Genomic DNA, 20,451 nt, shown 5'->3' on the forward strand with positions numbered 1-20,451 from the left:
GGATCAGTCCTGCGGTGGCGGCAGTCGGCGCAGGACTTCGTCGAGTTTGGTGTCCAGGCCATCGAGCCTGTTCTCCAGGCCATCGAGCCTGTTCTCCAGGCCATCGAGCCTGTTCTCCTGACCGTCGAACCTGTTCTCCAACGCTTCGACCTTGATAGCGAGGTTGATTACTGTTTCGTGCACTTGGTCAAGCTTGGTATCCAGGGCGGCCAGGTGATTGCCGATGACTGTCAAGGTCGCCGAATCGCGTGCCCCTCCGATGTCCATGCGTACCTCCAGCTTGGCTACTCGGCTTTCGAGCTCGGCCATGTCGAGATCCTCCCCGTGATCGTACAAGCGCGGTCAGCTGTCTTCCGCTCGAATGCTGGTTGATTCGGGAAAAGAAAACACCCCCCGATGCACCGAATGTGGATAAGTCGGGGGGGTGTGGATAACTCGGTCGAACGGTTAGCCCAGGGCGCGCAGGCGCGGTGCCAGGTCGCGCTGGAACAGGTCCAGGAAGCGGCGCTGGTCGTGGCCGGGGGCGTGGAAGACCAGGTGGTTCAGGCCCGCGTCCAGGTACGGCTTGATCAGCTCGACGGCCTGGTCCGGGTCGCTGGCGACGATCCAGCGCTTGGCGATCTGCTCGATCGGCAGGGCGTCGGCGGCGGCTTCCATCTCGATCGGGTCGGTGATGGAGTGCTTCTGCTCCGGGGTCAGCGAGAGCGGAGCCCAGAATCGCGTGTTCTCCAGTGCCAGTTCGGGATCGGTGTCGTAGGAGATCTTGATTTCGATCATCCGGTCGATGGCGGCGACGTCGCGGCCGGCCTTGGCGGCGCCCTCGGCGACGGCGGGCATCAGCTTCTCGGTGTAGAGCTCCATGCCCTTGCCGGAGGTGCAGATGAAACCGTCGCCCGCGCGGCCCGCGTACCGGGCGACCAGCGGGCCGCCGGCGGCGATGTAGACCGGGATGCCGCCCTTGGGCACGTCGTAGATGGAGGCGCCGACGGTGTTGTAGTACTGGCCTTCGAAGTCGGTGCGGTCACCGGTCCACAGCGCGCGCATCAGGTCGACGGCCTCGCGCAGGCGCGCGAACCGCTCCTTGAATTCCGGCCATTCGCCTTGGTAGCCCGTGGCGATCTCGTTGAGCGCCTCGCCGGTGCCGACACCGAGCATGATCCGCTCCGGGTACAGGCAGCCCATGGTGGCGAAGGCCTGCGCGATCACCGCCGGGTTGTACCGGAAGGTCGGGGTGAGCACCGAGGTGCCGAGCTGGATGCGCTTGGTGCGCTCGCCGACCGCCGCCATCCAGGCCAGCGAGAACGGCGCGTGCCCGCCCTTGTGCCGCCACGGCTGGAAGTGGTCGCTGACGGTGGCGCTGTCGAGTCCGTGCTCTTCCGCGAGCACCGCGATTTCCACCAGTTCGCGCGGCCCGAACTGTTCGGCCGACGCTTTGTATCCCAGTTTGAGATCACCCATGTGCGCACTCCTGTCGCTTTCGCTGCCTCGGCCGGACGCGGGAGTCCCCGCTGTCGACCGACCTTCTTCGACATTAGTCAGCGGATTCGAACGGAGTTCGTAGGGTTCCACAGACACACGATGGTGGCGGGTAGCCGATAATTGACTGGTGACTCCAGACAACGAACCGATCCTCTCCTACCTCACCGATATGGACGGGGTGCTGGTGCACGAGGATCAGTTGATCCCCGGCGCCGACAAGTTCCTGGCCGAACTGCGCGCCAACAACACGCCGTTCCTGGTGCTCACCAACAATTCGATCCGCACCCCGCGCGACCTCCAGGCCCGGCTGCGCCACACCGGCCTGGACATCCCGGAGGAGGCGATCTGGACCTCGGCGCTGGCCACCGCGACGTTCCTCAACGACCAGCGCCCGCACGGCACGGCCTACGTGGTCGGCGAGTCCGGTCTTACCACCGCGCTACACGAGATCGGGTACGTGCTCACCGACAGCGACCCCGACTACGTGGTGCTCGGGGAAACCCGCACGTACTCCTTCGAGGCGATCACCACCGCGATCCGCCTGGTGGAGAAGGGCGCCCGGTTCATCGCCACCAACCCGGACGCCACCGGCCCGTCCCGTGACGGCCTGCTGCCCGCGACCGGTTCGGTGGCCGCGCTGATCACCCGCGCGACCGGCAAGGAACCGTATTACGTGGGCAAACCGAATCCGCTGATGATGCGCTCGGCGCTGCGCCGGATCGGCGCGCATTCGCAGTCCACGGTGATGATCGGCGACCGGATGGACACCGACGTGATCGCCGGGCTGGAGGCCGGGATGCGCACCATCCTGGTGACCACCGGCATCTCCACCAGGGCGTCGGTGGAGGGGTTCCCGTACCGCCCGACCTCGGTGGTGGAGTCGGTGGCCGAACTGGTCGGCCGGACCGACAAGCCGTTCGGCTAAGCCCTCTCGGCCAGCTTGTCGAGGACCTCCGCGAGCCGGGTCAGCGCCTCGACGGTGCGCTCGAATTCCGCGTAGCCGAGTTCGCTGACCACCCGGTCCGCGATCACCGCGTGCGGCGGGCTGATGCGTTCCACGGCGGCCCGGCCCGCCGCGGTGATGTCGACCAGCTTGGCCCGGCGATGCGCCGGGTTCGGGCGGTATTCGGCAAGTCCCTTGTCCACCAGCAGATCCGCGATGCGCTGCACACTCTGCCGGGTGATGCCCATCGCGCGCGCGATGCCCGACACCGGCAGCGGTTCCCGCAGCACCGCGCCCAGCACCTGCCACCATGCCGCCGTCAGCCCGGCGGGCGCGGCCAATTCCTCGGCGATGGCGAGGAATTGGCCGTTCAGTCGAAATGACGTGATCGCCGCCGTGCTGAAGAGTTCCTGTTCCGGTGTCATGCCTGGGATTTTGCCTGCTCGTAGGCGTCGAGTTCGAGATAGGCGGCCGGCTCGCTGTGCGCGAAGAGCCGGTACCAGGCGTCGAGGATGTGCGGTTCGTAGACGCCGAGCCGGCCGAGCACCTCGCGGGCGAACGCGAACGGGGCGGTCCCGGACGCGGTGATGACGTCGCGGTCGGTCACCGCGAGCTCGTCGACATACCGGTCCGCGCCCGAATATCCGCTGTAGACAAGGAATTCCGCGACATTGCTGGTGTGCCTGCGCTCGTCGAGCAGGCCTTCCTTGGCGAGTCCGAAGGTGGCGCCGCAGATCGCCGCGACCGGCACGCCGGCCTCGACGAACGCACGCGCCTTGCGCGCGAACGGCACCAGCTCCTCGCCCATCCAGGTATCGGCGCCCGGCAGCAGCAGCATGGCGCTCTCCGCCGGCGTCAGGTCCGCGAGGGCCAGGTCCGGCACGATCCGCATGCCGCCCTTGGTGGTGATCGGATCCTTGGTCAGTCCGACCGTGCGCACCTCGAACGTGCCCGGCGCGATCTGCCATTCCGGGTTGTTGATGTGCGCGGTGGCCGCGCCGATCTCCCAGTCGGCCAGGGTGTCGTAAACGGCTGCGTGAACTGTCTTCGTGGTCATGACAGTATCCTGTCATATTTGACAGTGTGCTGTCAATGGTTAGGTTCCCAGCGCGGTCGCGATGATCTCCGCGCTGTCGGCATGCAGGGCCTGCGCGGCCGTCTGGCCGGTCGCCGCCAGGTAGGCGTCGACCAGTCGATTGCCCGCCGCGTACCCGGCGCCCGTCGGCAGGCCGACCGGCGTCGCGCCGTAGCGCTCGGCGCTGGCGTCGCCGTGCACCCAGGCGGTGAAGTTCTGCATGCCGGTAACACCCAGCCCCGTAATGACTTTGGCGAAAACCGCGTCGTCGTCCAGGCTCGGCACACCGATGCGGGCGTAGCCGAGCTCGTCGCCGTAGAGCTGCCGCGCGAACGCGTCGGCCAGGCCCTCGGACACCACGTGCTCGCCAACGGTGACGGTCGCCGGGTTCCACACCACGCCGCCCGGGCTGTAGCGCAGGTTGTGGTTCAGCTCGTGCACGGCGGTGGCCGCCAGCCGTTCCACGTTCTCGGCGAAGGGCCACAGCGTCAGGACGATGAAACCGGGCATGCTGCCGTTGCCGGTCATGCCGAGGCAGGGGCCCATGAAGTGCTCGTCGCCGGGATCGCCGAGGACGAACAGCACAGTGATGTCGGGGACCTGGATGTCCGGGGTTGCGGCCAGTTGCACGGCGAGCGCGCTGTCGAGGGCCTGGTGGATTCGAGTCCAGGCGTCGGCGGTCGCCAGTGTTTCGAGCGCGTCGAGGCAGCGCTGTTCGTCGCGATCGATCGGAAAGCCGGAGGCCATGTGGTGCATGGCCACCAAGTCGATCTCGCCCGGGAAGTAGCGGTACATGTCGGTGACGGGCTCCAGCATCGAGCGCAGCAGGTCGGCGCGTTCGACGACCGGAGCCCGCAGGATCCGCCGCATGTCCGAGTAGGTGTCGAGAACGGTGATGGTCATGTTCTCGACCGTAGAAAATGACGCTACGTCAAAGTCAACGCAGCATCGGTGTCAAGCCCGGCGCAGAGCGAAGATGCGCAGGTCGCGGCTGGTGCGGTCGCGGTAGGCGGCGTAGGCGCCGGTGACCTCGACGAAGCGCGCGAAGACGCGTTCCTTGTCGGCGTCGGGGACGAGCATCGCCGTCACCGGGATGCGTTCGCCCGCGATGGCGACCGTGGCCGCCGGGTCGGCGAGCAGGTTGCCGGTCCAGGCGGGGTGCTTCGCCTGGCCGAAGTTGCTGCCGATGACGTAGAGCACGTCGCCGTCGTGCACGTACAGCAGCGGCTGGGTGCGGGGCTGACCCGATTTCCGGCCGGTGCTGGTGAGCAGGATGACGGGTGCGCCGATCGGGCCGAGCACCGTGTACTTCGCGTCGGTGCGCTCCAGCACGGCACGGTCCAGCGGCGTGATCGTGCGGATGAACCAGGACCCGGGTTTGGTCGAGGCGAACCGATTCGCGGCTCGGGAAAGAACATTCGTGCGCGAACCCCACTGCCGGTCCGGGAACTGCTCAGCCATGGGGGCGACTATATCGGCCTGGGCGGGATACCCCCTTCGGTGATGACCGTCTCGCCACCGGCTGCAATAGCCCCGGATTCACTAAGCTTCTGATCATGGCCGACACCGCCCCGTCCACTGTCTACATAGCCTCGCCCGAAGGCGACACCGGTAAATCGACGGTGGCACTGGGCGTGCTGCAGATGCTGTGCGCCACCACGGCCCGGGTCGGCGTCTTCCGGCCGATCACCCGATCCACCGCCGAGCCGGATTACATCCTGGAGCTGCTGCTCGAGCACAGCACCGCCGATATCGACTACGAGCAGGCGGTGGGCGTCACCTACGAGCAGGTGCACGCCGATCCGGACGCCGCGATCAGCGAGATCGTGATGCGCTTCCACGAGGTGGCCAAGGTGTGCGACGCGGTGGTCGTGGTCGGCACCGACTACACCGATGTCGCCAGCCCCAGCGAGCTGCGGTTCAACGCCCGGATCGCGGTGAATCTGGGCGCGCCCGTGCTGCTGGTGGTGCGCGGGTCCGAGCGCACGCCGGACGAGGTGCGTCAGCTCGCGGAGCTGTGCGCCAGCGAATTGGCCACCGAGCACGCGCAATTGGCGGCGATCGTCGCCAACCGCTGCGAGCCCGACCAGCTCGCCGAGATCGCGGTGGCGCTGAAAGGCTTCAATGTTCCCTCGTGGACTCTGCCCGAGGTGCCGCTGCTCATCGCGCCGACCATGGCGGAACTCTGCGGCGCGATCGACGGCGAAATGTACAGCGGCGACCCGGAATTGCTCCAGCGCGAGGCGCTGTCGGTCATGGTCGGTGGTATGACGGCCGAGCACATTCTGGAGCGCCTGTCCGACGGCGTCGTGGTGATCGCGCCGGGCGACCGCTCGGATGTGCTGCTCGGCCTGGTGAACGCCCATGAGGCGGAAGGCTTCCCGTCGCTGGCGGGCATCATCATGAACGGCGGCATGCTGCCGCATCCGGCGGTGGCGCGGCTGATGGCGGGCTTGAAGCCGCGGCTGCCGATCCTGGCCACCGAGCTGGGCACCTACGACACCGCCAATGCCGTGCACCACACCCGCGGCCGGATGGCGGCGGGCAACCCGCGCAAGGTCGACACCGCGCTGGCGCTGATGGAAGACCATGTGGACGCCCCGGAGCTGTTGCAGCGCATCAAGGTGCAGCGCACCACGGTCGTCACCCCGCAGATGTTCGAGTACCAGCTGATCGAACGGGCCCGCGACAACCGCAAGCGCATCGTGCTGCCCGAGGGCACCGACGACCGCATCCTGCGCGCCGCCGGACGGGTGTTGCAGCGCAAGATCGCCGACCTGGTCATCCTCGGCGACGAGACCAGCATCCGGGCCCGCGCCGCCGAACTGGGCGTCGACATCGGCGACGCTCAGGTGCTCGACCCGCGCACCTCCGGTTATCTGGAGGATTTCGCGGCCGAGTACACCGAGCTGCGCAAGCACAAGGGCATGACGATCGAGCGGGCCCGGGAAACCATGGCCGACATTTCCTACTTCGGCACCATGATGGTGTTCAAAGGCATTGCCGACGGCATGGTCTCGGGCGCCGCGCACACCACGGCGCACACCATCCGCCCGTCCTTCGAGATCATCAAGACCGTGCCCGGCGTCTCCACGGTGTCCAGCGTCTTCCTGATGTGCCTGTCGGACCGGGTGCTGGCCTACGGCGACTGCGCGGTGGTCCCGGATCCGAGTTCGGAGCAGCTCGCCGACATCGCGATCTCCTCGGCGCGCACCGCCGCCCAGTTCGGCATCGAACCGCGCATCGCCATGCTCTCCTACTCCACCGGCGAATCCGGCAGCGGCGCCGACGTGGACAAGGTCCGCGTGGCGACCAAGCTGGTGCGCGAGCGCGAGCCGGAGCTGCCGGTCGAAGGCCCGATCCAGTACGACGCGGCGATCGAGCCGACGGTCGCCGACACCAAGCTGCCCGACTCCGAGGTCGCCGGTCGCGCAACGGTTTTCGTGTTCCCGGATCTCAACACCGGCAACAACACCTACAAGGCGGTGCAGCGCAGCGCGGGCGCCATCGCGATCGGCCCGGTGCTACAGGGTTTGCGCAAGCCGGTGAACGATCTGTCCCGCGGCGCGCTGGTCGCCGACATCGTGAACACCGTCGCCATCACCGCGATCCAGGCGCAGGCGCAGGGACAGTGACTATTCATCCAGGAGGCATGATGTCCGGCCAGGCCAACGATCTTGTGCTGGTGCTCAATTCGGGGTCCTCCTCGATTAAATACCAGCTGGTGGACCCGAATTCGGGAGCGGTGGCCGCCTCCGGCCTGGTCGAGCGGATCGGCGAGTCGAACGGCGCGATCGAGCATCGAGCCGGTGACCGGGTGGTCGAGCACGAGGGCCCGATCGCCGATCACAAGGCCGGATTGCAGCTGGTCTTCGAGATGTTCGCCGAGACGGGGTACGACCTGGCCGGCGCGGGGCTGCGCGCCGTCGGGCACCGGGTGGTGCACGGCGGCGAGGTGTTCTATCAGCCGACGCTGATCACCGACGAGGTGGTCGCGGCCATTTCGGCGCTGTCCGAGCTCGCGCCGCTGCACAACCCGGCCAATGTCACCGGCATCGAAAGCACCCGCGAGCTGCTGCCCGGGGTGCCGCAGGTCGCCGTGTTCGACACCGCGTTCTTCCACGGCCTGCCCGAGGCCGCCAAGACCTACGCCATCGACGCCGAAGTCGCCGCGCGGTACGGCATCCGGCGCTACGGCTTCCACGGCACCTCGCACGAGTACGTCTCGGGCCGGGTGGCCGAGGTGCTGGATCGTGCTCCAGCCGAGGTGAATCAGATCGTGTTCCACCTGGGCAACGGCGCCTCGGCGTCGGCGGTGCGCGGCGGCGCACCGATCGACACCACCATGGGCCTGACCCCGCTGGAGGGCCTGGTCATGGGTACCCGCGGCGGCGATATCGACCCGGGCATCCTGCTGCATCTGATGCGCTCGGCGGATCTGGACGTCGACGGTGTCGACCAGCTGTTGAACCGCGACTCCGGGATCAAGGGCCTGTCCGGGGTCAACGACTTCCGGGAGTTGCAGCGCCTCATCGACAATGGCGACGCGGCGGCGCGGCTGGCCTACGACGTCTACATCCACCGGCTGCGGCGCTACCTCGGCGCATACCTCGTGGCGCTGGGCCGGGTGGACGCCATCGTCTTCACCGCCGGGGTGGGGGAGAACAGCCCACAGGTTCGCGCCGACGCGCTGGCGGGGCTGGCGGGCTTCGGCATCGAGGTCGATCCGGCCCGCAATACCGCGAAAGACCGCGCGGCCCGGCGTATTTCCCCTGATGGCGCGGGGGTCGCGGTCCTGGTGGTGCCGACCAACGAAGAGCTCGCCATCGCCCGCGCCGCGCACCGCGTGGTCACCGCCTAGCACCGATTCCCAGGAGACTCCAAGGAAACCTCACGGAATCCTCATGATTCGCACGGCATGATCAGTGGCGGATCAGGTTCGCCCGGTACCGCCGGATTCGCACCGACCATCGCACGACTTCGGGAAGCCGCCTCCCTCGCCGCCACCCGAACCGCCGCCCCGGCTGCCCCCGGCGCGGCAGCGCGTGGCCGGTGTCCTGCGGCGCCGACTGCAGACGGACTGGTCCGAGCCCGGCCGGAACCTTCCCCCGGCCGGGCTTTGCTTTGTCAGACCAGGATTCGGCGTCAGAACCAGGATTTCGCGCGAATGGTGTTGGCCAGGTCGATGAGGGCGTAGCGATGCCCGCGGCCGGGCGCGGACCGGGCCAGGGTGCGCAAGCCCGCCTCGGTGCCGTCGCGCAGATCGCGTTCGGTGAACGGTGCGCTGAACAGGGTGGCATCGGACAGCCGCGGGCGATTGCCCGCCTGCAACCAGGCCAGGGCGGCGCCGAGCACCAGGACCCGCAGCTGCACCGCGCGGCGCTCGCCGGTGGGCACGGCCTGCACTCGGGAGGCCGCGATATGCAGGGTGGCTTCGTCCAGCCGATCGACCGGTGCGGCGGTCAGCAGCAGCAGGACCGCGGTCATCCGGGCGGTCGTGAAGGCGCGGGAGGTGGCCGGGACTTCGTCGAGGGCGCGCACCGCTTCCTCGATCCGACCGGCCTCGGCGAGCTGCCGGGCCAGGCCGAACGCGGCGCTCACCACCGCGCGGTCGGTGCGCCAGACCGTGGCGTACATCCGCTCGGCGTAGGCGCGCCACTGCTCCGGATCCGTCGAATCCCAGTGGTGCAGGACCAGTTCCGCGGTCGCGGCGAGCGCCAGCTTCGGGGCGATCTCGCCGGGCAGCTGCCGCAGTACCGCATCGAAATGCCCGAAGGCCTGCTCGTAGTTCTGCTCGACCAGTTCGGTGCGGCCGAGATACCAGTCGATCCGCCAGTCGCCGGTGGGGAGCTGATGCAGCAGATGCCGCACCGCGGCGGCCTCGCCGAGATCGAGCCGGGCCCGGGCCTCGGCCAGCGTCAATTCCAGCTGCACGGTCTCCGGCGCGTTCCCGGGATCGCCCGCGGCCCGCTCCCGGGCTTCCTGCAGCGACTCCAGCGCTTGGCGCGGGTCGGGCTGCATGGCCGCGGCGAGCAGCGGCGCGGAGGGATCGGCCGGGTCGATCACCGGAATCGGCAGGGCCGCGGCGCTGTCGCGAGCCTGGAGCAGCTTGCTGCGGCCGATGCCGTCGGCGTAGGCGTCGGTCTGGCTGAGCAACTCCTCGGTGCCGAAGCTGGCTCGCTGTGGACTGAACACTGTGGACAACTGGGGATGTTCCACACCGGTGTCCAGCGCCAGGATTTCCCGCAGGACACCGGCGAGCTGTGCGTACATGGCCCGGGCGGACGGGAAGCGGTGCGCCGGATCCGGTTCGGTGGCGCACAGCAATAGCCGATGGAAGAACTCGTAGCGCGCCAGCACCGGATGCTCGGCCGGATCCGGGATGCCGTCGGCGTAGCGGCCCTGCTCCATCGGCATGTTCAGGGTGAGCACGGCCAGCGTGCGCCCGACGGTGTAGATGTCGGAGGCCACCGTCGGCCCGGTCTTGGCGATCTCCGGCGCCTGGAAACCCCTGGTGCCGTACAGGTTTCCGTACGCCTCGATGGTGGCCACCGCGCCGAGGTCGATCAGTTTCACCTGATCCTCGGTGATCATGATGTTGTCGGGCTTGAGGTCGTTGTAGGTGAGCCCGATCGAATGCAGATATTCCAGTGCCGGAAGCACTTCCAGCACATAGGCGATCGCCTCGGCCACCGGCATCCGGTCCGGCCGCCGGTAGGAGTCCAGGACGGTGCGCAGCGAGCGCCCGCCCACGTACTCCATCACGATGTAGCCGATGGATTCGCCGTCCGGGCCCGGATGCTCGACGAAATTGTGGATCTTGACGATGCTGGGATGGGCTACCTCGGCCAGGAATTGCCGCTCGGCCACGGCCACCGCCTGCGCCTCCGCGTCACCGGCGTGCAACAGGCCCTTGAGCACCACCCAGCGGTCGCTGACGTTGCGGTCGACGGCGAGGTAGATCCAGCCGAGGCCGCCGTGCGCCAGACAGCCCTGGATCTCGTACTGGTTGGAGACCATGTCGCCGGGATGCAGCGAGGGCCGGAAATCGTAGGCTGCGTCGCAGGTTTCGCAGACACCCGTGGTGCTCGCGGCACGCACGCCGGTGGCGCGGCCGACCGGGTTGCCGCAGCGCCAGCAGAACCGCTTCGCCTCGGCGACGATCGGATCGGTGAGCACGGCCGCCAGCGGATCCGCGGGCGGCACGTCCGGGATCGGCACCAGCCCCGCGCCGAGCCGCCGGACCGACGGCCGCGATCGGGCCGTCCGCACGCTGCGGCCGGAGGTGCGATGCGCCGCACCGGAGTTCGCGCCCGAGCCGGGACGGCTGTCCGCGGCGGCGAGCGCGGCGGCCATCGTGCCGGGTAGCTCGGGCTCCGGCGGTGTCAGCGGTGCCTGCGACACCGCGACGGTGGGGTCGAAGCCATGCGGGTCGTGGCCCTGCGGCTCGGCTTCGGCCGGGCCGGACGCGTGCTCCGGCTGCGGGGACGTCCAGAACCCGGCGTAGATCGGCTGGGTGCGTTCGTTGTCGGACTCGTCGTCGTTCATCGGCTCAGTCCTGGTAGGTCGGGGCCGGTGGGCCGGGCGAGGGGCCGAGCCCGGAGAGCCATTGCCGGTAGAGCCGTTCCCAGGTGCCGTCGCCACGGACCCGGTCCAGGGTGCCGTTCACGAAGCGCACCAGATCCTCGGCCCCCTTGGGTATTCCGATCCCGTAGGGCTCGACGCTGATGCTCTCGCCCACCACCTCGGTGTAGGGATCCTGCGCGGCCAGCCCGGCCAGGATGGAGTCGTCGGTGCTGACCGCGTCCACCTGCCGCTGCTGCAGCACGACCAGGCAGTCCGCCCAGGTAGGCACCGAGAGGATGGTGGCGGCGGGCTGTTCGCGGCGGATGCGGTCCAGCGAGGTGGTGCCGGTGACCACGCACACCCGCTTGCCCGCCAGATCCGACAGGCCGGTGATGCCGGAGTTCTTCATGGTCAGCACCCGCTGGTTGGCGCGCAGGTAGGTGGTGGAGAAGTCGACCTTCTGGCGGCGTTCGCAGGTGATCGTCATCGTCTTGACGACCAGGTCGACGGTGTGGTCTTGCAGCGCCCGCTCCCGGTCGGCGGAGCTGAGGCTGCGGAACTCGATGAGCTCGGCGCTGCCGAGCAGATCCTTGGCCACCTCGCGGGCGATGTCGGCGTCGAAGCCGACGATGCTGCCGCTGAGTGGGTCGCGGAAGCTGAAAAGGTTGCTGCCGGTGTCCAATCCGACGACCAGGCGGCCGCGGGCGCGAATCTTGTCCAGGGCCGCGCCGCGGGCGCCGTCGGGGCGCAGGCTGGCCGTGGGATCGCCGCATTTCTGCCCGTTCTCCGGCGCGACCGGTGTATCCGTCTGCACCGGAACGGCTTTCGCGGGCAGCGGCGGTGCGCCGAAGCTGCTGGTCTTGTTGGGCGGCCGGGAATCGGCGTCGCTGACGCAGCCGCCGAGGAATGCGGTGGCCGAGAGCAGGGCGGCGAGCAGGCCGAGCCGGGTTTTCATCGGTACTCCCGTAGTCGTGGCCAGATGCCCAGGCCGACGAAGGCGGCCGCCGCGATACCGAGCACCAGGGCGCCGGGACCGAGGAAGTCGAGGACCCGGGCGGCCTGGGAGATGTTGCCGCGCAACGTACTCCGGGTCTTGTCCAGACCGAGTTCGAGCGCGCGGTCCAGGGCTTCGACCTGGGCGGCGGCGTCCGCGGCGCCGGGCCCGGTGGCCACCACGGCGGCGCCGGTGAAGTCGCCGCGGTCCAGGGTCTCGTTCATTCGCTGATGGGCCGTGCGCCAGCGATCCAGGGCGGCCCGGGCTTCGGCGAGATGGTCGGCGGCGGGCGCGTCCTTCGGATAGCCGGCCAGCAGTTCGTTCATCCGGGTCATGCCGGTGTTGTAGGTCCGGTCGTAGTCGCCGGTCGCGTCGCGGTTGACCAGCTTCAGGGTTTCGGCGGATCGGGCCTGCTGGGCCAGGATCCGGGTTTCGGTGAGCCGGGACGCGGGCGCGGCGCCCTCGTCGCGGCCCTGGATCACCGCCGCGGCGGAGACGGAACCGGCGAGCACGGTCCAGGCCAGCAGAATCAGGACCGAGCCGCTGGCCAGCAGCAAGCCCGCGTTGAAGGTGCGCCGCCAGTGCCGGGCCAGGTCGCGCTGCACCCAGGCCAACGCGCCCAGCGTCACGATCAGCAGCGCGATGGCCAGCCAGGGCGGTCGCACGTGATGACTCTGCGCGGCGTCGACCGCGTCGGAGCGATGACCCTGTAATTCCTGCGCCATCGGCAGCAGCGTGGTCTGCATCTGATTCGACGCTTCGCTCAGATACGCCGCGCCGACCGGGTATCCGATGCGGTTGTTGGTGCGCGCGGTCTCGATCAGTCCGGTGTAGATCGGCAGCCCGGTGACGATGCCGGTGCGCAAACGATGATCGGGGGAGTTGTGGTCCACGGCCTGCCCGGACTGGGTGACCAGTTCCGCGGCGGCCTCGCCCACCGCCTGGGAGTACCGGTCCCGCACAGCTTCCGGTTCCACCCCGCCGGAGATGAACGCGGTCGCGGCGGCGGCGTCGGCGATCGAGAGCGAGGTGTAGAGCCGGTGCGCGGAGTGCGCGTTGGGTTCGGTGTTGTCGAGCAGGACGTCCAGGGCGTGCTGCCGGTCGCCGACCGCGCCCGCGGTGACCCACCCGGCCGTCAGACACAAGGCGATCAACAGCAAGCCGAAGGCGATGAGCCGGCCGGGGGAGGACTCCGCGAAGGACCGCACGTTGGCCGGGTCCAGCTGCTCCCGCACCTTGGCGACGGGGACCCCGCGAAGCTGCTTGCGCACGGACAACTGCTCGGTCCGAGCCATCTTCACCTCCGGGGATGGTCGCCGGGCGGAGCCGGCGGGGTGGGCGAGGGGAGGGTCCGCGCCTCCCTGTGCCCCTGCGTCGCAGTTTATTGTGGGCATACCGGTGCCGTGGATGTGAAACGCCCCTGGAAAACCAGTCTGCACCCACGGCGGACGAGGATGGTCGGCGATGCGTGGTGACGGGGACGGGTGGTCCAAGGACCCCAGCGGCGTTCGGCATTGGGGCCGTTTCGGGGCCGCCGGACTGTTGTTGCGCGCCCCCCTGCCCGGCGGCGGTTCCGCGGTGCTGTTGCAGCATCGCGCGCTGTGGAGTCATCAGGGCGGCACCTGGGCCCTGCCCGGCGGCGCCCGCGACAGCCATGAGACGCCGGTGCACGCGGCGGTGCGCGAGGCCTGGGAGGAAGCGGGCATCAACCCGGCCGATGTGCGTGTTCGCAGTGAGCGCGTCACCGCACAGGCTGCCAGCGGCTGGACCTACACCACGGTCGTCGCGGACGCGGTCATGACCCTGCCGACCAGCCGCAACAAGGAAAGCACCGCCCTGGCCTGGGTCCCGGAGGCCGAGGTCGGCGAGCACCCGCTGCATCCCGGTTTCGCCCTCGCCTGGCCGGCCCTGCGCGCGGCCCCGGCCCGCGTCTGCCTCGACGATCTGCCCGACGGCGATGAGGCCCGCCAGGTCGCGGCTGCCCTGCCTCGCACGGTCGACCTCGCCGATCAGGGCTTCTACTGGCTGCACGCCGAACCCGACGGTCCGGGCACGCACGCGCGCATCGTCGACAACTCCGACTCCGAAGCGCCCGCGACCGAGTCCCTGACAGCCGCGGTCCTGGCCCTGACCCGCGGCCAGCTCCTCACCTGACCACCGCGTCGGCAACCTGACCAGCCCTGGCACTGCTACGGCTGGGACCTGACGAGCGACACCGCGACCGCTCACGCGTTGGCGAGCAGCGCCGCTTTCAATTCCCGCGCGGCCGCTTCCGGATCCCGCGCCTCGGTGATCGCCCGGACCACCACGATCCGATCCGCGCCCGCGTCCAGCACCTCCGGCACCCGCTCCAGCTCGATCCCGCCGATCGCGAACCACGGCCGCGTCGGATGCGCGTCGGCGGTGGACCGGAGCAGATCGATGCTCGACGGCGTGCGCCCAGGCTTGGTCGGCGTCGCCCACACCGGCCCGGTGCAGAAGTAATCGATGTGCTCGTCGATGGCGGCCAGCCCGGCCTGCGCGCGATTGTGGGTAGAGCGGCCGATCACCACCTCGGGCCCGAGGATCCGGCGCGCGTACCAGGGCGGCAGGTCACCCTGGCCCAGGTGCAGCACGTCCGCGCCCGCGGCGAGCGCGATATCGGCGCGATCGTTGACCGCGAACAGCGCACCGTGCCGGCGGGCCGCGGCTTTCAGCTCGGCGAGCGCGCCGAGCTCGGCCTTGGCTTCGAGCGGCCCGAACTTCGCCTCACCCGCCGAGCCCTTGTCCCGGAGCTGGATGATGTCGACTCCGCCCGCCAGCGCCGCGTCGGCGAACTTGGCCAGATCCCCTTTTTCCCGGCGTGCGTCGGTGCACAGATACAGCCGTGCGGTAGCCAGCCGTTCCCTGGGGGAAAGTGATCTTTTCTGATGGGAGGGATGCACGACTCCGACGGTAGCCGCGCTACCGTTGGTATGCGAACGGGTGGGGGTGGAAAAAGGCACAGGAAAGCGGTGAACGGAATGGGGACGCTGGCCGTCGTTGGTGGCGGCGCCATCGGGCTCGGTGTGGCCTGGCGGGCGGCCGAGGCGGGCTGGTCGGTCACCGTGTTCGATCCCGCGATCGGCTCCGGGGCCTCCTGGGTGGCGGGCGGCATGCTCGCGCCGCTGTCGGAGGGCTGGCCCGGTGAGGAACGCGTCCTGGAGTTCGGCGCGGCAGCGCTGGCGCGCTGGCCGGAATTCGCCGCCCGGCTCGATGCCGAGTCCGGTGTGAATGTCTGCGTCGCGGACGAGACGCTGACCGTCGCCCTCGATGCCGCCGACGCAGCGGACCTGCGCACCATCGCCGACTGGGTCGGCGGCCGGGCCGCGGCGGGCGGCGGGGCGCTGGACGGGGTCGGCTCCGACCTGCGGGTACTGGATCGCGCCGGGGTGCGCGAGTTGGAACCCGCGCTGGCGCGCACGGTGCGCGCCGGGCTGCTCGCCACCGCGGAACCCGCCATCGACAATCGCCGCCTGCTCGACGGGCTGCGGAAAGCCTGCGCCGCCGCCGGCGTCCGGATACGCGCCGAAGCCGTCGAGAATCTCGACCTCGACTTCGATCAGATCGTGCTGGCCGCGGGCGCGGCCTCGGCCCGCCTGCGCCCCGAACTGCCGGTCCGCCCGGTCAAGGGCGAGATCCTGCGGCTGCGCCACCGGCCCGGAGCGACTCCGGTACCGCGCCGGGTGATTCGCGCCCGGGTGCACGGCAGACCGGTCTACCTGGTGCCGCGCGGCGACGGAATCGTGGTCGGCGCAACGCAATACGAAGCCGGGTTCGACACCACCGTGACCGTCGGCGGCGTCCGCGACCTGATCGCCGACGCCGAGGCGATCCTGCCCGGCATCGGCGAATACGAACTGTCCGAAGCGAGCGCGGGTTCGCGCCCCGGCAGCCCGGACAACCTGCCGCTGATCGGCAGGCTCACCGGCCGGCTCGTGGTCGCCACCGGCCACGGCCGCAACGGCATGCTCACCACCCCGCTCACCGTCGACGCGGTGCTGGGCGAGCTGGCCGGATCCCCGCTGCCGGCAGCGCGATCCGCTGACCCGCGGCGTTTCTCGACGCCCTCCGCGTCGGACTTCTCGTCATCTCTAGGAGGAATTCGATGACCGCACTTTCGGTCCCGATCGGCGTCACCGTGAACGGGCAGGACCACGAGTTCGCCGAATCGCTCACGGTGCGTGAGCTTTTGCAGCGCCTCGAGCTGCCGTGCCAGGGCGTGGCCTTGGCCGTCGACGGCGCTGTGTTCCCGAAGTCCCGCTGGGATTCCCCGGTCGGCCGGGGCTGGAACATCGAGGTGCTCACGGCGGTGCAGGGTGGCTGACCTGGACCCGTTACGCATTGCCGGCCGCGAGTTCGGCTCGCGCCTGATCATGGGCACCGGCGGCGCGGAAAGCCTCACCGTGCTGGAGGAAGCGCTGCTGGCCTCGGGCACGGAGCTGACCACCGTGGCCATGCGCCGGGTGGACGCGGCGGGCGGCACCGGCGTGCTGGATCTGCTGAAGCGCCTGGACATCATGCCGCTGCCCAACACCGCCGGCTGCCGCACCGCCGCCGAGGCCGTGCTCACCGCGCAGCTGGCCCGTGAGGCCCTCGACACCAACTGGGTGAAGCTGGAAGTGGTCTTCGACGAGCGCACCCTGCTGCCGGACCCGCTCGAATTGCTCACCGCCGCGGAGCAATTGGTCGACGCGGGCTTCAATGTGCTGCCCTACACCAATGACGATCCGGTGCTCGCGCGCCGCCTGGAGGACGCGGGCTGCGTCGCGGTCATGCCGCTGGGCTCGCCGATCGGCACCGGCCTGGGCATCGGCAATCCGCACAATATCGAGATGATCGTGGCCGCCGCGGGCGTCCCGGTGATTCTGGACGCGGGCATCGGCACGGCCAGCGACGCGGCCCTGGCCATGGAGCTCGGCTGTTCGGCCGTCCTGCTCGCCACCGCCGTGACCCGAGCGCAGCAGCCCGCCCTGATGGCGGCCGCGATGGCCGACGCGGTGCGCGCCGGATACGGGGCCCGGCTGGCGGGCCGCATTCCGAAGCGTTTCTGGGCTCAGGCTTCTTCCCCATCCCGATAACCGCACCTCCGGGTTCTTCTCATCCTCGAGGATGAGAAGACTCGGCACCTTGTGCTGACGCATCCGCGCGAGTTTTACGGAATGCTTGGCCGCATGATCGAACTGAGGGGCCTGACCAAACACTATGGCCAGACCGTCGCGGTTCAGGATCTCTCGTTCACCGTCCAACCAGGACAGGTGACCGGCTTCCTCGGACCCAACGGCGCTGGTAAATCGACCACGATGCGGATGATCCTGGGCTTGGACCAGCCCACCGCGGGCACGGCGCTGATCAACGGCATGCCGTACCACGAACTAGAGTCTCCGCTACGTGAAGTCGGCGCGCTGCTGGACGCGAAGTGGGTGCATCCGAATCGTTCGGCGCGCTCGCATCTGCGCTGGATGGCGGCGACCAACGACATTCCGGCCACCCGGGTCGACGAGGTGCTGAAGCTGGTCGGCCTGTCCGAGGTCGCCGGCAAGCCCGCGGGCGGTTTCTCGCTGGGCATGTCGCAGCGGCTCGGCCTGGCCGGCGCGTTGCTCGGCGATCCGCAGGTGCTGCTGTTCGACGAGCCGGTGAACGGCCTGGATCCCGAGGGCATCCTGTGGATCCGCCGCTTCATGCAGCGGCTGGCCTCCGAGGGCCGCACCGTGCTGGTGTCGAGCCATCTGCTCTCGGAAATGGCGCAGACCGCCGAGCATCTCGTGGTGATCGGCCGCGGTCAGCTCATCTCCGATTCCAGCACCAAGGAATTCATCGAGAAGGCCTCGGAATCGACGGTGCGGGTGCGCAGCCCGCAGCTGGATCAGCTGCGCAGCCTGCTCACCTCGAACGGGATGACCGTGCGTGAGGAGGACGGCTCGGACGCGTTGATCGCGGTGGACGTCACCAGTGACGCGGTCGGAAAACTGGCCGCCGCCAACGAGATCACGCTCTACGAGTTGTCCCCGCAGCGGGCTTCGCTGGAGGAGGCGTTCATGCGGATGACCGGCGGCGCGGTGCAGTATCACGGCGTCGGCCTGGATGAAGTGATGGGAGGTGCGCTCTGATGGGCGTGTTGACAGCGGAACGCATCAAACTGACCTCGACCAGGTCGCCCTGGTGGTGCACGGCGATCATCATCGTGCTCGGCTTGGGTCTGCCCTTGCTGTTCACCTTGATCACCAATGCCACCTACGGCTCCGAAAACGCCAGTGAGGCGCCGAGTCTCACCCCGGCCATGGCGTCCAGCGGCATCGCCGGATTCGGCGTCATGGTGCTGATGATCATGGCGGCGCTCGCGGTGACCAACGAATATCGCTTCGGCATCATCCGGACGACCTTCCAGGCCACGCCGCATCGCGCTCGCGTGATCAGCACCAAGGCCGGGCTGCTCGGCGTCTACGGCGCGGTGCTCACCGGCGCGCTGGTGGCGCTGGCCTACGTCCTGGTCAAGACGCTCGCCCGGGCCGAGCTGGCGCCGAATCTCGAGCTCTCGGGCGCGGATTCGTGGCGACCGCTCTTCGGCGTGCCGATCTACGGGTTCCTCTGTGTGGTGCTCGCGGTGGCCATCGGCGTGCTGGTGCGGCAGTCGGCGGCGGCGATCTCGCTGCTGATCCTGTGGCCGTTGCTGATCGAGGGCCTGTTCGGCGCGATCCCGTGGGTCGCCAAGAACGTGACGCCGTTCCTGCCCTTCGCCAACGCCAACCACTTCCTCGGCTCGGGCGGGGAAACCTCCATCAGCCAGTTCCACTGGGGACCCTGGGGCGGCCTGCTGTACTTCGCCGCGTTCGTCGCGATCGTCTTCGGCGCGGCCCTGTATTCGGTGAACAAGCGCGACGCCTGAGAGAGACGACCCGGGTAGCCTTCCCTCGCCACTCGGGTTGGGCCGCGACCTTGTCGGGAGGTCCGCGTGCCCCGCGCACATCGCCTGCCACTGCCCGGTGGACGGTGTGACCAGCACGGCCCGGTGCGGATTCGTCCGCACCGGGCCGTGATGCTTCTCCCAAGACTGTGTGGGATTCCGGACAAACGGGACTGTTTATCCGGACAACCCGGACAAGCCGGGGCGAATGTGAAACATATCTTTGCAAAACCGTGCTGACCAGCCAGTATTCTCGACCACAGCAATCCTCGAGTTATCCGCCGTCGGGCCTCTTGCTGTGCCCGCATCGACCGATAGTGGGGTAGCACGTTGACGACGCCGAGTAACCTGCCGACGCCTGATCTCCTGAGCTACGCTCGGGGCGTGAGGGATACACCTTCCGGCGGTACCGAACCCGTGCCGGAGCCGGAGGACAACGGGGGCGTTCCGCCTGAAGTCGTCATACCGCTGGAGTCGTCGGACGAGCCGAAGCCGCCGCGTCGAGGGGGTCCATACTTTCGCCGGGGCCAGCTGTCCGCGCTGATGTCGGCCACGAACCAGCGCCCGGACTTCATCGGCGTACTGCGCCGGGCCCGTGAGCAGCTGCCCGGTGATCCGGCTTTCGGTGACCCGCTGTCGGTTTCGGGTCCCGGCGGTCCGCGCGCGGTGGCCCGCGCCGCGGACAAACTGGTCGGCGATACGCCCAGCGCGGCCCGCGAGATCGGCTTCGGTGCCCTGCAGGTCTGGCAGGCGATGCTGGAGCGCGTAGGCCGCGGCAAAGGTAGCGCGGAAGTAACTGTCATGTTCACCGATCTGGTGGCGTTCTCCCGCTGGTCGCTCTCCGTCGGCGACGAGGCCACCCTGGAACTGCTGCGCGGCGTCGCCAAGGCCATCGAGCCGCCGATCGCCGACCGCGGCGGTCATGTGGTCAAACGCATGGGCGACGGTGTGATGGCCGTCTTCACCTCGGCCGATCGCGCGGTCCGGGCCGCGGCGCACGCCAAGCGCAACCTGGAGAACGTGAGCGTGCACGGCTATCGCCCGCAGATGCGGATCGGTCTGCACACCGGCTCGCCCCGGGAGATCGGCGGCGACTGGCTGGGGGTGGACGTCACCATCGCCGCGCGTGTGATGGAGGCGGGGGGCAACGGCAACACCATGCTCTCGGAGGCGACCTTGAAGTCGCTGCGACCGGAGACGCTGGCAGAGCTGGGTTACGCGGTGAAACCCTATCGCCGCAGCTTCTTCGCGGCGCCGCTCAGCGGCGTGCCGGAAGACCTGCGCATCTATCGCCTGTCGGAGAGTTAGCCGATTCCCCAGGCGATCGCCCCGCCGGCGGCCAGCACGGCGCACACGGCCAGCGCGATCGCGAGCGGGCGTGTGGTCTTCCAGAGCGAGTAGGCCCCGCCGGCCAGGAACCCGGACAGGGCGAGCAGCAGGATCACAGAGACGTCGGTCGACATTGTGCTGAT

General features: G+C 69.2%; 21 protein-coding genes. 10 read left to right on the forward strand and 11 right to left on the reverse strand.

The window, feature by feature from the left end; translation table 11 throughout:
• Positions 1–3: 3 nt before the first annotated feature.
• Positions 4–309, reverse strand: a complete 306-nt coding sequence (locus AB0M14_RS19190; RefSeq protein ID WP_364996644.1) for a hypothetical protein — start codon at positions 307–309, stop codon at positions 4–6.
• 138 nt (positions 310–447) lie between these two features.
• The gene (fgd, locus tag AB0M14_RS19195) at positions 448–1,458 is read right to left on the reverse strand and encodes a glucose-6-phosphate dehydrogenase (coenzyme-F420) (protein WP_364996646.1); all 1,011 of its coding nucleotides are present in this window, start codon (positions 1,456–1,458) and stop codon (positions 448–450) included.
• Between the two features lie 190 nt (positions 1,459–1,648).
• On the opposite strand from fgd, the gene AB0M14_RS19200 reads away from it, so the two are divergent.
• Positions 1,649–2,404: an HAD-IIA family hydrolase gene (locus tag AB0M14_RS19200; RefSeq protein WP_364998953.1), complete on the forward strand. Its 756-nt coding sequence runs from the start codon at positions 1,649–1,651 to the stop codon at positions 2,402–2,404.
• Here the strand turns inward: AB0M14_RS19200 and AB0M14_RS19205 are convergent.
• The 4 genes from AB0M14_RS19205 to AB0M14_RS19220 are packed head-to-tail and all read right to left on the reverse strand — an operon-like array spanning position 2,401 to position 4,958.
• A complete protein-coding gene (locus AB0M14_RS19205) occupies positions 2,401–2,847 on the reverse strand; it encodes a MarR family winged helix-turn-helix transcriptional regulator (protein ID WP_364996649.1) in 447 nt (148 codons plus the stop codon). The two genes, AB0M14_RS19200 and AB0M14_RS19205, sit on opposite strands and share 4 nt — an antisense overlap.
• On the reverse strand, positions 2,844–3,479 hold the full coding sequence (locus AB0M14_RS19210; RefSeq protein ID WP_364996652.1) for a type 1 glutamine amidotransferase family protein: 636 nt from the start codon (positions 3,477–3,479) through the stop codon (positions 2,844–2,846). Before AB0M14_RS19210 ends, AB0M14_RS19205 begins: the two co-directional genes overlap by 4 nt.
• Before the next feature lie 39 nt (positions 3,480–3,518).
• Positions 3,519–4,400, reverse strand: coding sequence for a DUF2268 domain-containing putative Zn-dependent protease (locus tag AB0M14_RS19215; protein WP_364996654.1), 882 nt, complete (start codon positions 4,398–4,400; stop codon positions 3,519–3,521).
• Between the two features lie 51 nt (positions 4,401–4,451).
• The gene (locus AB0M14_RS19220; RefSeq protein WP_364996657.1) at positions 4,452–4,958 is read right to left on the reverse strand and encodes a nitroreductase/quinone reductase family protein; all 507 of its coding nucleotides are present in this window, start codon (positions 4,956–4,958) and stop codon (positions 4,452–4,454) included.
• Positions 4,959–5,053: 95 nt separating this feature from the next.
• On the opposite strand from AB0M14_RS19220, the gene pta reads away from it, so the two are divergent.
• Positions 5,054–7,132 (forward strand): phosphate acetyltransferase, encoded by a 2,079-nt coding sequence (pta, locus tag AB0M14_RS19225; RefSeq protein ID WP_364996659.1) that lies wholly within the window; start codon positions 5,054–5,056, stop codon positions 7,130–7,132.
• A 20-nt stretch (positions 7,133–7,152) separates the two neighbouring features.
• Entirely contained in the window at positions 7,153–8,358 is a 1,206-nt protein-coding gene (locus tag AB0M14_RS19230) for an acetate kinase (protein ID WP_364996662.1), read from the forward strand.
• A 284-nt stretch (positions 8,359–8,642) separates the two neighbouring features.
• Here AB0M14_RS19230 and AB0M14_RS19235 read toward each other — a convergent pair whose 3' ends face one another.
• Genes AB0M14_RS19235 through AB0M14_RS19245 form a run of 3 tightly spaced genes read right to left on the reverse strand, consistent with a single transcriptional unit; the run spans position 8,643 to position 13,352 of the window.
• Positions 8,643–11,045 (reverse strand): serine/threonine-protein kinase PknG, encoded by a 2,403-nt coding sequence (locus AB0M14_RS19235; protein WP_364996664.1) that lies wholly within the window; start codon positions 11,043–11,045, stop codon positions 8,643–8,645.
• Between the two features lie 4 nt (positions 11,046–11,049).
• On the reverse strand, positions 11,050–12,018 hold the full coding sequence (locus AB0M14_RS19240; protein ID WP_364996666.1) for a glutamate ABC transporter substrate-binding protein: 969 nt from the start codon (positions 12,016–12,018) through the stop codon (positions 11,050–11,052).
• Positions 12,015–13,352, reverse strand: a complete 1,338-nt coding sequence (locus AB0M14_RS19245) for a hypothetical protein (protein WP_364996669.1) — start codon at positions 13,350–13,352, stop codon at positions 12,015–12,017. The genes AB0M14_RS19240 and AB0M14_RS19245 overlap by 4 nt, the downstream gene beginning before the upstream one ends.
• A 169-nt stretch (positions 13,353–13,521) precedes the next feature.
• Between AB0M14_RS19245 and AB0M14_RS19250 the strand changes: the two genes are divergently transcribed.
• Positions 13,522–14,211, forward strand: coding sequence for an NUDIX hydrolase (locus tag AB0M14_RS19250; RefSeq protein ID WP_364996672.1), 690 nt, complete (start codon positions 13,522–13,524; stop codon positions 14,209–14,211).
• A gap of 71 nt (positions 14,212–14,282) precedes the next feature.
• Here the strand turns inward: AB0M14_RS19250 and thiE are convergent, their stop codons facing one another.
• Positions 14,283–14,981: a thiamine phosphate synthase gene (thiE, locus tag AB0M14_RS19255; RefSeq protein ID WP_364996674.1), complete on the reverse strand. Its 699-nt coding sequence runs from the start codon at positions 14,979–14,981 to the stop codon at positions 14,283–14,285.
• Between the two features lie 78 nt (positions 14,982–15,059).
• Between thiE and thiO the strand changes: the two genes are divergently transcribed.
• The 6 genes from thiO (at position 15,060) to AB0M14_RS19285 (ending at position 20,287) form a co-directional block, all read left to right on the forward strand.
• Positions 15,060–16,187, forward strand: a complete 1,128-nt coding sequence (gene thiO, locus AB0M14_RS19260) for a glycine oxidase ThiO (protein ID WP_364998955.1) — start codon at positions 15,060–15,062, stop codon at positions 16,185–16,187.
• Positions 16,184–16,402, forward strand: a complete 219-nt coding sequence (gene thiS, locus AB0M14_RS19265; protein WP_364996676.1) for a sulfur carrier protein ThiS — start codon at positions 16,184–16,186, stop codon at positions 16,400–16,402. Before thiO ends, thiS begins: the two co-directional genes overlap by 4 nt.
• Complete coding sequence (locus AB0M14_RS19270; RefSeq protein ID WP_364996679.1) at positions 16,395–17,156, forward strand: thiazole synthase; 762 nt, start codon at positions 16,395–16,397, stop codon at positions 17,154–17,156. Before thiS ends, AB0M14_RS19270 begins: the two co-directional genes overlap by 8 nt.
• 93 nt (positions 17,157–17,249) lie before the next feature.
• A complete protein-coding gene (locus AB0M14_RS19275; RefSeq protein ID WP_364996682.1) occupies positions 17,250–18,185 on the forward strand; it encodes an ATP-binding cassette domain-containing protein in 936 nt (311 codons plus the stop codon).
• Entirely contained in the window at positions 18,185–18,961 is a 777-nt protein-coding gene (locus tag AB0M14_RS19280; protein ID WP_364996685.1) for an ABC transporter permease, read from the forward strand. Before AB0M14_RS19275 ends, AB0M14_RS19280 begins: the two co-directional genes overlap by 1 nt.
• A gap of 561 nt (positions 18,962–19,522) precedes the next feature.
• Entirely contained in the window at positions 19,523–20,287 is a 765-nt protein-coding gene (locus AB0M14_RS19285; RefSeq protein ID WP_364998957.1) for an adenylate/guanylate cyclase domain-containing protein, read from the forward strand.
• Here AB0M14_RS19285 and AB0M14_RS19290 read toward each other — a convergent pair.
• Positions 20,284–20,442 carry a hypothetical protein gene (locus AB0M14_RS19290; RefSeq protein WP_364996687.1) on the reverse strand — a complete coding sequence of 53 codons (159 nt, stop codon included), beginning with the start codon at positions 20,440–20,442 and terminating at the stop codon, positions 20,284–20,286. The genes AB0M14_RS19285 and AB0M14_RS19290 overlap by 4 nt on opposite strands.
• Positions 20,443–20,451: the final 9 nt, after the last annotated feature.

Origin of the sequence: Nocardia sp. NPDC051832 (assembly GCF_040681285.1) — a bacterium.
Taxonomy (GTDB): Bacteria; Actinomycetota; Actinomycetes; order Mycobacteriales; family Mycobacteriaceae; genus Nocardia.